Below are 12626 nucleotides of genomic sequence, written 5' to 3'. Positions count from 1 at the left end.
AATTGAAAGCGGTTACTTTCTGATTTGCAAGCAAGATCACAAAAAACTTTCAGAGATTTTCCCATTATGTGATACTGATCACGGTTTATTTTTTTGAATTTGCTATCTTATGCGCAGTATTTTGTGTAACCGTTTACAATTTAGAAAGGGAGCCAATCATGAGTGATATTTTTGAACCAACCGAGCATCCACATCGTCGCTATAATCCGTTGATTGATCAATGGGTTTTGGTATCACCACATCGTGCTAAACGTCCATGGCAAGGGCAACAAGAAAAAGTGAATGAAGAACAAAAACCAAGTTATGATCCAACTTGTTATCTTTGCCCGAGTAATAAGCGTATTACAGGTGAATTAAATCCAGATTATCGTAAACCTTATGTGTTTAAAAATGATTTTTCCGCGCTTTTAGAAGATACGCCAGCCCCTGAAAAATCCTCAGATCCACTTTTCCAGAGTTCTCAAGCTCGTGGTGAAAGTCGAGTCATTTGTTTCTCTCCAGATCATAGTAAAACATTGCCATTATTAACCGCACTTGAGATTGAAGAAGTGATTAAAGTATGGCAAGAGCAACTTCGCGAACTTGGTGAGAAATACCAATGGGTGCAAATTTTTGAAAATAAAGGGGCGGCAATGGGGTGTTCGAACCCACATCCACATGGTCAAATTTGGGCGAATAGTTTCTTGCCAAATGAAGTTGCTCGTGAAGATCGCACACAACGCGATTATTTGTTAAAACATGGTTCAGTAATGCTAGTTGATTATGTGAAACGAGAACTGGAATTAAAAGAACGTATTGTCGTTGAAACTGAACATTGGGTAGCTTTAGTGCCTTATTGGGCTGTTTGGCCATTTGAAACATTGCTTTTACCAAAAGCTCATGTAAAACGTTTAACTGAATTAAGTGACGAACAATCAAAAGATCTTGCGGTTATTTTGAAAAAATTGACAACCAAGTACGACAATCTATTTGAGACCTCTTTCCCATATTCAATGGGATTCCATGCCGCACCGTTTAATGGCGAAGATAACGAACATTGGCAGCTACATGCTCATTTTTATCCTCCTCTTTTACGTTCGGCAACCGTGCGTAAATTTATGGTGGGATATGAAATGTTAGGCGAAAGCCAACGCGATTTAACGGTAGAACAGGCAGCAGAGAGATTAAGTGCTTTGAGTGAAGTTCATTATAAAGAAAGAACTAAATAATATAGCCAGCCTCCCTCTTTACAAAATAGGGGGCAGATCGAGTACAAATTTAATATAAAGGATAGAAATATGACCCCAATCCAAAATGCTCAACTAATTTTCAATACACAGCATAAAAATTTGCCAAAAATTACCGTCTATGCGCCTGGCCGAGTAAATATCATCGGTGAACATACCGACTACAACGATGGCTTTGTTATGCCTTGTGCGATTAATTTTGGTACGGCCGTTTCTGGTACAAAACGAGATGATCATATTTGGAATGTTTATGCAGCGGATCTTAATGAAACTGATGAGTTTTCTCTCAATGTTGAAATTCCTAAGAGTGAACACAAATGGGCTAATTACGTGCGTGGGGTTGTAAAATTTATCCAGGAACGTTATCCGCACTTTCAACAAGGTGCAAATTTAGTGATTTCTGGAAATGTGCCTCTTTCTTCTGGATTAAGTTCATCTGCAGCGTTAGAAGTTGCGGTGGGTAAATTCTGCCAACAACTTGGCGATTTACCGCTTTCTCATACGGATATTGCATTGAATGGGCAAAAAGCGGAAAACCAATTTGTTGGCGCAAATTGTGGAAATATGGATCAGTTAATTTCCGCACTTGGGCAGGAAAATCACTTACTGATGATCGATTGTCGTAGTCTTGAAACCACTCCAACACCGGTGCCACAAGATGTCGCCGTGATTATAGTGAACTCAAATGTACCGCACGATTTGGTAACGGGTGAATACAATACTCGCCGTCAGCAATGTGAAGAGGCGGCAAAATTTTTTGGAGTAAAAGCATTACGCGATGTTTCAGTTGAAGAATTCCGAAAAAGAGAAACGGAATTGACCGCACTTTCTCCGTTAGCAGCAAAACGTGCTCGTCATGTCGTAACAGAAAATCAACGAGTACTCGATGCAGTAGAAGCATTGAAGAAGAATGATTTGACTAGTTTAGGTGAGTTAATGGGGGAATCTCATGATTCAATGCGTGATGATTTTGAGATCACTGTGCCACAAATTGATTATTTAGTTGAATTGGCTCAACTTGTTATTGGCAAAAGTGGCGGTGCACGTATGACAGGCGGCGGTTTTGGTGGTTGTATTGTCGCACTTGCGCCGCATGATAAAGTCGATGCAGTTCGTAAAATTATTGCGGATAATTACGAGAAAACGACTGGTTTAAAAGAAACTTTTTATGTGTGCACTGCATCACAAGGTGTTCGAGTGATTTAAGAGAAAATGATGTTAGAACAAACCACTTTTAATGCGCCTGATGGTGTACCTTATCAGCTGATAACTCTGCAAAATGAAAATGGAATGCGTGTTCAATTTATGGATTGGGGGGCAACTTGGCTTTCTTGTAAAGTGCCAGTAAATGGCACTTTACGCGAGGTTTTATTGGGTTGTAAGGTAGAAGATTATCCAACTCACCAAAGCTATTTAGGCGCAAGCGTAGGGCGTTATGCAAATCGTATTGCAAATGCACAATTTGAATTGAATGGTGAACTTATTCAATTGAGAAGTAACCAAGGCAAACATCAGCTTCACGGTGGAGAGAGCTTTGATAAACGCCGTTGGAAAATTCAAGAGTGCGGTGAAAATTTTGTGTGTTTTTCATTACATTCAGAGGATGGTGATCAAGGTTTTCCTGGTAATGTGGATGTGTCTGTAACCTATACACTAACAGGTGATAATAGCGTAAAAATTGAATATGCAGGGATGAGTGATAAGGATACAGCATTGAACTTAACGAACCATGCTTATTTCAATTTAGAAAATGCAGAGCAAGGCAGTGACGTGCGTGAACATACATTACGTTTAAATGCTGATTTTTATCTGCCTGTAGATAATGAGGGGATTCCTAATTCTCCATTAAAGCACGTGGTGAATACGAGTTTTGACTTCCGTATCGCTAAACCTATCAAGCAAGATTTTTTACAAGGGGATCAGCAAGCAACAAAAGGTTACGATCATTCCTTTATTGTCAATAAAGCTTGGCAAAAGCCTTGCGTATTACTGACTTCTCCAACTGGTGATTTAAGTTTGGAAGTAAGAACCTCGCAAGCCGCATTGCAGGTTTATACGGGTAATTATCTTGCAGGCACACCAACGAGAAATGGTGGAAAATATGCCGATTTTTCTGGCGTAGCACTAGAAACCCAATGTTTGCCCGACACCCCAAATCATCCTGAATGGCAAAATTACGGCGGGATTCAAAAAGCAAGCGAGCGATATTATCAATGGACGGAGTTTAAGTTCTTATAGAATTGAAGTGCGGTAGAAAATAAAGAGGTATGTCACCGCACTTTTCTTTTTCCTTGCTTTATCTTTGCGAAGATGCTCAAAATATGATACTTTTTCGCCGTCAATAAGACATCAACTACAAACCAATATGAACGACGAACAGCAAAATTCAAACCAATCTGAAAATACGAAAAAACCTTTTTTCCAATCTTTATTTGGTCGCTTTTTTCAAGGTGAACTAAAAAATCGTGAAGAGCTTGTTGAAGTAATTCGCGATTCAGAACAAAACGATTTAATTGATCAAAATACTCGTGAAATGATTGAAGGCGTGATGGAAATCGCGGAGCTTCGTGTTCGCGATATTATGATTCCTCGTTCACAAATTATTTTTATTGAAGATCAACAAGATTTAAATACTTGTTTAAACACAATTATTGAATCCGCTCATTCTCGTTTTCCCGTGATTGCTGATGCGGATGATCGCGATAATATCGTAGGTATTTTACATGCGAAAGATTTATTGAAATTTTTACGTGAAGATGCCGAAGAGTTTGATTTATCTTTATTATTGCGCCCCGTCGTGATTGTGCCAGAAAGCAAAAGAGTGGATCGCATGTTAAAAGATTTCCGCTCTGAGCGTTTCCATATGGCCATTGTGGTGGATGAGTTTGGTGCAGTATCAGGTCTTGTCACCATTGAAGATATTTTGGAACAAATTGTTGGCGATATTGAAGATGAATTTGATGAAGAAGAAGTTGCGGATATTCGTCAGCTTTCTCGTCATACTTATGCTGTGCGTGCGCTCACAGATATTGATGATTTCAATGCGCAATTTAATACAGATTTTGATGATGAAGAAGTGGATACCATTGGTGGGCTGATTATGCAAACTTTTGGTTATTTACCAAAACGAGGTGAAGAAATTACGTTGAAAAATCTTCAATTTAAAGTTACTTCGGCAGATAGTCGCCGATTGATTCAGCTTAGAGTCACTGTGCCAGATGAACATTTGGCAGAAATGGATGATGTGGAAGAAAAAGCCGAATAGCATCTTATCATCCTCAATGATGGCGCGCGTTTTCTAACGCGTGCTTTTTATTTACTTGGAATGGAATTTCAACACAAAAGACGCTCGTGAGGGCGTGCAAAATATAATTGAATTTATGAATAAATATTTTACTTATCTTATTGCGCTTATATCTGGTTTAGTCGGTGTTTTTGCCTTTTCGCCATTTGATTATTGGCCTTTAGCCTATGTTTCTTTACTCGGTTTACTTTATGTCGCTAAAAATCCTAAAAAATCCACCGCACTTTTAGCGACGTTTTTGTGGTCGATGGGATTTTTCTGCTTTGGGGTAAGTTGGCTTAATGTCAGTATTCACCAATTTGGCGGCGCGTCTTTAGGTGTGAGTTATTTCCTTGTCGGTTTACTTGCGGCTTATCTTGCACTATACCCGATGCTCTTTACCTATTTGGTTCAGCGTTTCCAAGTTCAAAGTGCGGTAATTTTTGCCGTGATTTGGACATTGACAGAATTTTTACGAGGTTGGATTTTTACCGGTTTTCCTTGGCTTCAGTTTGGTTATACACAAATTGACAGCCCATTTTATGGCATTGCCCCGATTTTTGGGGTAACAGGATTAACGTTCTTTACCGTTTGGGCAAGTGCGGTAATTTTTAATCTCGTTTCGTCTTTGTTTAAAACGAGAAATCTTAAATTAGTCTTTACGAATGTTTTGTTATTGAGCATCGTGGGGGGATTAAGTGCTTATTCATCCCGAATTCACTTTGTAAAACCTGTTGAAGATAAGGCAATTTCAGTCACGCTTGCTCAAGGCAATATTGAACAAAATCTCAAATGGGATCCAGCTTATTTCTATTCTACTTTGGAGATTTATCAAAAATTAATCGCAGAAAATCTTGGTAAAACAGATTTAATTATTTTGCCTGAATCCGCATTGCCAACTCTTGAAAATGCGATTACGCCATTTTTTGAAGGATTAGATCGAGCAGCTAAAGAAACGAAAACAGAGATAATGGTTGGAACGGTATTCCAAGATACGAAATCTGGTAAGTTGCTTAATTCTATTATGACTGCTGGAAACCCAGACTTTCCTTATCAGACAGATACGTCAAATCGTTATAGTAAGCATCATCTCGTGCCTTTCGGTGAATATGTTCCGTTAGAAAGTATTTTACGACCACTTAATTCTGTGTTTAATTTGCCGATGTCTGCATTTCAAAGCGGGGATGCGATTCAGCCATCTTTAATGGCAAAAAAACGCGCTTTTTCGCCAGCAATTTGCTATGAGATTATTTTTGGCGAACAAGTGCGGCAAAATTTGAAACAAGATACAGATTATTTGCTCACGATTTCTAATGATGCGTGGTTTGGTGATTCAATTGGGCCTTGGCAACATTTACAGATGGCAAGAATGCGCGCTTTAGAATTGGGTAAACCGCTTATTCGTGCAACGAATACGGGGATTTCAGTCTTTGTTGATGCACAAGGTAAGGTGTTAGCCCAGGTACCACAGTTTATTGAAACAACGTTGACGCATAAAATTGCACCCACGGAAGGCAAAACCCCTTATTCTGTGTTGGGAAATATGCCTTTATATGCTTTATCATTGTTGTTTTTAGTATTACACGGCATGATGGCGTTTGTTCGTCGTAAGATGAACCTTTCACAAAAACGCTAGTCAAAACGACCGCACTTTTTATTTATAAACGAGATTTTAATGAATCAAAATCTAATTGAAGTTAAGAATCTCACCTTTAAACGCGGTGATCGCGTGATTTACGATAACCTGAATTTGCAAGTAAAAAAGGGAAAAATCACTGCGATCATGGGGCCATCGGGGATTGGCAAAACCACCTTACTTAAATTGATCGGTGGGCAACTAATGCCGGAACAAGGTGAAATTTTGTTTGATGGACAAGATATTTGTCGTCTATCTAATAGTGAACTGTACGAAGTACGCAAGCGGATGGGGATGTTATTTCAATCCGGTGCGCTTTTTACGGATATTTCTACTTTTGATAATGTCGCCTTTCCAATTCGTGAACATACGCATTTGCCTGAAAGTTTAATTCGTCAAATCGTATTGATGAAATTAGAGGCGGTTGGGTTGCGAGGCGCTGCTGCATTAATGCCTTCAGAACTTTCTGGTGGTATGGCTCGTCGAGCTGCATTAGCACGTGCTATTGCACTTGACCCTGATTTAATTATGTTTGATGAGCCATTTACTGGGCAAGATCCAATCAGTATGGGCGTAATTTTGAGCCTGATTAAACGATTAAATGAAGCGTTAAATTTGACTTCTATCGTGGTGTCGCACGATGTGGAAGAAGTATTGAGTATTGCAGATTATGCCTATATTATTGCAGACCAAAAAGTCATTGCAGAAGGAACGTCTGAGCAGCTTTTACAGAGCCAAGATCCGCGAGTTGTGCAATTCTTAAAAGGTGAATCTGATGGGCCTGTGCGCTTTAAGTACCCAGCGCAAGATTATGTGAAGGAATTGTTTGAATGATCGTCAATTTTATTTCTGCTTTGGGAAAACAGGTGATCGACTTTTTCCGTGCATTAGGCCGAGCAGGCTTTATGTTATTTGGTGCATTGATTGGCAAGCCACAAATTCGCAAGCATTTTCCTTTGCTTGTGAAGCAAATGCATGTTTTAGGTGTCCAATCATTACTCATTATTTTGTTGTCCGGTTTATTTATTGGAATGGTATTAGGACTACAAGGTTATGTCGTGTTAGTCGATTTTTCTGCTGAAACAAGTTTGGGGCAGCTTGTAGCGCTTTCTCTTTTACGAGAATTAGGGCCTGTTGTTACCGCACTTTTATATGCTGGTCGAGCGGGGTCTGCATTGACGGCTGAAATAGGCTTAATGAAAGCCACTGAACAACTTTCTAGTCTTGAAATGATGGCTGTTGATCCTTTACGTCGAGTGATTGCACCACGTTTTTGGGCGGGAGTTATTTCCATGCCAATTTTGTCAATCTTGTTTATCGCGATTGGTATTTGGGGTGGTTCCTTAGTTGGTGTGGATTGGAAAGGTGTTGATTCAGGCAGCTTTTGGTCTGTTATGCAAAATTCTGTGAGTTGGAGCTATGATATTTTAAATGGTTTCATTAAAGCGGTTTTCTTTGCTGTAGCCGTAACTTGGATTGCGCTGTTCAATGGTTATGATTGTATGCCAACATCAGAAGGCATCAGCCAAGCTACAACACGAACAGTTGTGCATGCATCTCTTGTTGTTCTAGGATTAGATTTTATTTTGACTGCTATTATGTTTGGAGCAGGTTAAGGATTTTTTTATGAGACAAACAATTAAATATGAATTTTGGGTCGGGTTATTTTTATTGCTTGGTATTGGCGCCTTAGTTTTTTTAGGTTTACGCGTAGCCAACGTACAAGGTTTTGGTGAGACGAAATCTTATACTGTGACAGCAACTTTTGATAATATTGGTGGACTAAAAGTACGTGCACCATTAAAAGTTGGTGGCGTGGTTATTGGGCGTGTGAGCGGTATTACGCTTGATGAAAAAAGCTATTTACCAAAAGTCAGTATTGCAATTAACCAAGAATATAATGAAATCCCAGAAAACAGTTCTTTATCAATTAAGACATCTGGCTTATTAGGTGAGCAATATATTGCATTGACAATGGGATTTGATGATGGTGAATCGGCTATGCTTAAAGAGGGTAGCCAAATTCAAGATACAAAATCTGCTATGGTGTTGGAGGATTTAATCGGCCAATTCCTTTACGGCGATAAAAAATCTGATGGTAACAGTGAAAAGACTGAGCCTACAGTACAATAACAACTCACATTTATTTAGGAGATTTATGATGAAATTTTTCCAAGTGAAAAAATGGTTTGCAATTTTAACTTTAGTATTTACCGCAATTTTTACTGCTGGTACTGCTATGGCTGAAACAAGCCCTTATGTATTGATGCAACAAGCGTCAGATAAATTGTTTTCTGATATTCAGGCAAATCAAAGCCAGATTAAAAAGAATCCAAATTATCTACGTACTATCGTTCGTAATGATTTACTGCCTTATGTTCAAGTCAATTATGCAGGTTCTTTGGTGCTAGGTTCTCATTTCAAATCGACTACACCTGAACAACGTGAAAAATTCTTTAAAGCTTTTGGTGATTTTATTGAACAAGCTTATGCACAAGTATTAACAGCATATTCAAATCAACAAATCCAAATCGAGCCAGAAAAAGCATTAGGCGATAAAAACTTAGTAAATATTCGAGTGAATATCATTCAAGTTAACGGAGCTGCGCCAATTAAATTAGATTTTAAATGGCGTAAAAATAGTAAAACTGGCGAATGGCAAGCTTATGACATGGTTGCTGAGGGGGTGAGCATGGTTGTAACAAAACAACAAGAATGGAGTGGTATCTTACGTCAACATGGCATTGATGCATTAACTGCACAAGTACAAAAATCAGCAGCCCAATCTGTAACATTAAGCAAATAATCTTGTGCCATGTTAAATTGGGATTTAAAGAAAAATGATGATAAGATAGCGCTCCTTTTGTCAGGGGAGCTATCTCGCAACACGTTGTTGCCTATGTGGCAGCAACGTGACGTTTTTTTATCAGCGAATGCGCTTGATAAAACGGTTGTTGAATGGGATTTGTCTGGTATTCAACATATTGATTCAGCCGGTTTTGCAGCTCTTTGTGATTTTTTACGAGAGTGTCAAAACCTTAACAAAACAGTGCGATTAGTTTATCCACCAAAACAATTATTAACCCTTGCAGATCTTGTTGGTTTGTCTGATTGGATCGCAAATTTTACAGATCTTAATTAAACGGAAATCTGATGGAACTTCAAGAAATTGAACGAATTTTAAAAGAAGCGCTAAACGTAGAAGAGGTTTATGCTCAAGGTGAAAATGCGCATTTTGGCGTGATTGTCGTGAGTGATGAAATTGCCGCACTTTCTCGTGTAAAACAACAACAAACAATTTATGCTCCGTTAATGGCTTATTTTACTACTGGCGAAATTCACGCGTTAACAATTAAAACTTATACCACTGAAAAGTGGAAACGTGATCGTGCATTAAACCAACTTAATTAAGGATTCAAAAATGGAAAAATTTCGTGTTTATGGGCAATCTCGTTTAAGTGGAACCGTGAATATTTCAGGTGCCAAAAATGCCGCACTTCCAATTCTTTTTGCCGCTATTTTGGCAACAGAACCCGTTAAACTCACGAACGTGCCTGCTCTTAAAGATATTGAAACCACTTTGAAAATTTTACGTAAATTGGGTGTGGTTGTAGATCGTGATGAAACTGGCGCAGTTTTATTAGATGCATCGAATATCGATCATTTCACTGCCCCTTATGAATTGGTTAAAACCATGCGTGCTTCGATTTGGGCATTAGCGCCTTTAGTCGCTCGTTTTCATCAAGGCCAAGTATCTTTGCCTGGTGGTTGCTCTATCGGTGCTCGTCCAGTTGATCTCCATATTAGTGGTTTAGAAAAATTAGGCGCAGACATCGTTCTTGAAGAAGGATATGTAAAAGCACAAGTGTTAGATCGTCTTGTGGGAACTCGCATTGTAATGGAAAAAGTAAGTGTAGGTGCAACTTTATCTATTATGATGGCAGCAACGCTTGCGAAAGGCACGACCGTGATTGAAAACGCGGCTCGTGAGCCTGAAATTGTAGATACCGCTGACTTCCTCAATAAAATGGGTGCGAAAATATCTGGTGCAGGTTCTGATCACATTACGATTGAAGGTGTTGAATATTTAACTGGTTGTGAGCATAGTGTCGTGCCAGATCGTATTGAAACAGGTACATTCTTAATTGCCGCGGCAATTTCGGGCGGTCGTGTTGTTTGTCAAAATACTAAGGCTGATACTTTAGATGCAGTGATCGATAAACTTCGTGAAGCTGGCGCTCAAGTTGATGTGACTGAGAATAGCATTACTTTAGATATGTTTGGTAATCGCCCTAAAGCAGTGAATATTCGTACTGCGCCACATCCAGGTTTCCCTACTGATATGCAGGCTCAATTCACCTTATTAAATATGGTGGCAGAGGGCACGAGTATTATTACCGAAACGATTTTTGAAAATCGTTTTATGCATATTCCTGAATTAATTCGCATGGGTGGTAAAGCTGAAATTGAAGGGAATACTGCGGTATGTCATGGTGTTGAACAGTTATCTGGCGCAGAAGTGATGGCGACAGATTTACGCGCATCAATCAGTTTGGTTCTTGCAGGTTGTATCGCAACAGGTGAAACCATAGTAGATCGTATTTATCATATCGATCGTGGTTATGAACATATCGAAGATAAATTACGTGGACTAGGTGCGAAAATTGAACGTTTTTCTGGAAGTGATGAAGTGTAATTAGGTACGCTACTTTTCTATTAGAAATTGCAACTTTATTTATAATCTTAAATTTCTACTAATGCCTTTCTCTAGAAAGGCATTTTTTTACTGAAATTTTATAAGAGTAGATTGATTACATTGTTTAGAAATCAGTTTTTCTACAAGAAAGTGCGGTAGATTATTTTCTTGTTTTGATAGTAATTGGTCATATCTCGCTTTGTTATAACTAAAATTCATAAAATATAAATAAATAATCTTGTTTTTTCATAAGTTTGATTTTTATAATCACGCTTAGACAAACACAACACAAGGAATAAAAAATGAAAAAATTATTTTTTACAACCGCACTTTTAAGTGCTGGTATTGCTTTCTCTGCATTTTCTCACGCTGGTGAAATTGCTGACCGCGTTGAAAAAACTAAAACTTTATTAGTGGGAACTGAGGGTACTTATGCGCCGTTTACTTTCCATGATAAAAGTGGAAAATTAACAGGCTTTGATGTAGAGGTTATTCGTAAAGTTGCTGAAAAGCTCGGTTTGAAAGTGGAATTTAAAGAAACACAATGGGATGCAATGTATGCGGGGTTAAATGCAAAACGTTTTGATGTGATTGCAAACCAAACTAACCCAAGCCCAGAGCGTTTAAAAAAATACAGTTTCACAACGCCTTATAATTATTCTGGTGGGGTGATTGTGACAAAATCATCGGATAACAGTATTAAATCATTTGAAGATTTGAAAGGTCGTAAATCTGCGCAATCTGCAACAAGTAACTGGGGGAAAGATGCAAAAGCCGCAGGCGCGCAGATTCTTGTAGTGGATGGTTTAGCACAGAGCTTAGAGCTTATTAAACAAGGCCGTGCAGAAGCAACAATTAATGATAAATTGGCTGTATTAGATTATTTTAAACAACACCCAAATGCTAGTTTAAAAATTGCTTATGATCGTGGGGATAAAATTCCGACTGCCTTTGCTTTTTTACAAGGTGAAGATGCATTGATTACAAAATTTAATCAAGCACTTGAAGCACTTCGCCAAGATGGTACATTAAAACAGATTTCAATTGAATGGTTTGGTGATGATATTACTCAATAATTGGTTGGCGAGTCTTCCATTTATGAGTGCAGAACGAGCTGATTATGTAATCAGCTCGTTTTGGCCTATGTTGGAAGCAGCAATTTTATACACATTGCCATTGGCAGTCATTTCCTTCTTCTGTGGTTTGCTTATTGCAGTGATTGTTGCAGTTATTCGTACTTTGCCTAGTCCTAATTTACCCTTAAAATTGTTACAGGCTTTATGTCGAGTGTATATCTCTATAATTCGAGGTACACCGATGTTAGTACAAATTTTTATTATTTTTTATGGATTACCTGAAGTCGGTATTACTTTAGAGCCTTTTCCGACAGCGATTATTGCATTTTCTATTAATATTGGTGCTTATGCAGCAGAGACAGTTCGTGCTTCAATTATTGCTATATCTAAAGGGCAGTGGGAAGCCTCTTATGCGATAGGTATGAATTATCGGCAAGCATTTATTCGTACAATTATGCCACAGGCTTTACGTATTTCAGTACCATCGCTTTCTAATACTTTTATTAGTACAGTGAAAGACACTTCATTGGCTTCTCTTGTTTTAGTGACAGAATTATTCCGTGTAGCACAGAATATTACGGCAGCAAACTATGAATTTATTTTAATTTATAGTGAGGCAGCTTTGATTTATTGGATTTTCTGTTTTGTTTTATCTTTCTTACAAGATCGTCTTGAAATTCGCTTATCTCGCCATTTATAAGGAATGTCT

At 38.4% G+C, this 12626-nt stretch carries 14 protein-coding genes; all 14 read left to right on the top strand.

Annotated features, from left to right (window positions below):
• The first annotated feature begins 158 nt into the window (after positions 1 to 158).
• The 14 genes from galT (at position 159) to A8M50_RS08045 (ending at position 12617) form a co-directional block, all read left to right on the top strand.
• Positions 159 to 1208 (top strand): galactose-1-phosphate uridylyltransferase, encoded by a 1050-nt coding sequence (galT, locus tag A8M50_RS08110; protein WP_005645928.1) that lies wholly within the window; start codon positions 159 to 161, stop codon positions 1206 to 1208.
• A gap of 69 nt (positions 1209 to 1277) precedes the next feature.
• Positions 1278 to 2432, top strand: a complete 1155-nt coding sequence (galK, locus tag A8M50_RS08105) for a galactokinase (RefSeq protein ID WP_005645973.1) — start codon at positions 1278 to 1280, stop codon at positions 2430 to 2432.
• A 9-nt stretch (positions 2433 to 2441) separates the two neighbouring features.
• Positions 2442 to 3464 (top strand): galactose-1-epimerase, encoded by a 1023-nt coding sequence (gene galM, locus A8M50_RS08100; protein WP_005645950.1) that lies wholly within the window; start codon positions 2442 to 2444, stop codon positions 3462 to 3464.
• Between the two features lie 127 nt (positions 3465 to 3591).
• Positions 3592 to 4491 (top strand): CNNM family magnesium/cobalt transport protein CorC, encoded by a 900-nt coding sequence (gene corC / locus A8M50_RS08095; protein ID WP_005645985.1) that lies wholly within the window; start codon positions 3592 to 3594, stop codon positions 4489 to 4491.
• Positions 4492 to 4606: 115 nt separating this feature from the next.
• Positions 4607 to 6145, top strand: a complete 1539-nt coding sequence (gene lnt / locus A8M50_RS08090; RefSeq protein WP_075564438.1) for an apolipoprotein N-acyltransferase — start codon at positions 4607 to 4609, stop codon at positions 6143 to 6145.
• 39 nt (positions 6146 to 6184) lie between these two features.
• On the top strand, positions 6185 to 6979 hold the full coding sequence (gene mlaF, locus A8M50_RS08085) for a phospholipid ABC transporter ATP-binding protein MlaF (RefSeq protein WP_005646022.1): 795 nt from the start codon (positions 6185 to 6187) through the stop codon (positions 6977 to 6979).
• Positions 6976 to 7761 carry a lipid asymmetry maintenance ABC transporter permease subunit MlaE gene (gene mlaE / locus A8M50_RS08080; RefSeq protein ID WP_005645905.1) on the top strand — a complete coding sequence of 262 codons (786 nt, stop codon included), beginning with the start codon at positions 6976 to 6978 and terminating at the stop codon, positions 7759 to 7761. Before mlaF ends, mlaE begins: the two co-directional genes overlap by 4 nt.
• A gap of 10 nt (positions 7762 to 7771) precedes the next feature.
• Positions 7772 to 8278 (top strand): outer membrane lipid asymmetry maintenance protein MlaD, encoded by a 507-nt coding sequence (gene mlaD / locus A8M50_RS08075; protein WP_005636837.1) that lies wholly within the window; start codon positions 7772 to 7774, stop codon positions 8276 to 8278.
• 25 nt (positions 8279 to 8303) lie between these two features.
• Positions 8304 to 8951, top strand: coding sequence for a phospholipid-binding protein MlaC (mlaC, locus tag A8M50_RS08070; protein ID WP_005645858.1), 648 nt, complete (start codon positions 8304 to 8306; stop codon positions 8949 to 8951).
• A 9-nt stretch (positions 8952 to 8960) separates the two neighbouring features.
• Positions 8961 to 9287 carry an STAS domain-containing protein gene (locus A8M50_RS08065; RefSeq protein ID WP_032826558.1) on the top strand — a complete coding sequence of 109 codons (327 nt, stop codon included), beginning with the start codon at positions 8961 to 8963 and terminating at the stop codon, positions 9285 to 9287.
• 11 nt (positions 9288 to 9298) lie between these two features.
• Positions 9299 to 9556, top strand: coding sequence for a BolA family protein (locus A8M50_RS08060; RefSeq protein WP_005628347.1), 258 nt, complete (start codon positions 9299 to 9301; stop codon positions 9554 to 9556).
• 10 nt (positions 9557 to 9566) lie between these two features.
• A complete protein-coding gene (gene murA, locus A8M50_RS08055; protein WP_005645873.1) occupies positions 9567 to 10841 on the top strand; it encodes a UDP-N-acetylglucosamine 1-carboxyvinyltransferase in 1275 nt (424 codons plus the stop codon).
• Between the two features lie 302 nt (positions 10842 to 11143).
• Positions 11144 to 11917: an amino acid ABC transporter substrate-binding protein gene (locus A8M50_RS08050; protein WP_005645976.1), complete on the top strand. Its 774-nt coding sequence runs from the start codon at positions 11144 to 11146 to the stop codon at positions 11915 to 11917.
• Positions 11901 to 12617 carry an amino acid ABC transporter permease gene (locus tag A8M50_RS08045; protein WP_032826557.1) on the top strand — a complete coding sequence of 239 codons (717 nt, stop codon included), beginning with the start codon at positions 11901 to 11903 and terminating at the stop codon, positions 12615 to 12617. Before A8M50_RS08050 ends, A8M50_RS08045 begins: the two co-directional genes overlap by 17 nt.
• Positions 12618 to 12626: the final 9 nt, after the last annotated feature.

Origin of the sequence: Haemophilus haemolyticus, from assembly GCF_001679045.1 — a bacterium.
Lineage (GTDB): Bacteria > Pseudomonadota > Gammaproteobacteria > Enterobacterales > Pasteurellaceae > Haemophilus > Haemophilus haemolyticus.
The sequence above is the reverse complement of the archived record's forward strand: the minus strand, read 5'-3'. Positions and strand labels throughout refer to the sequence as shown.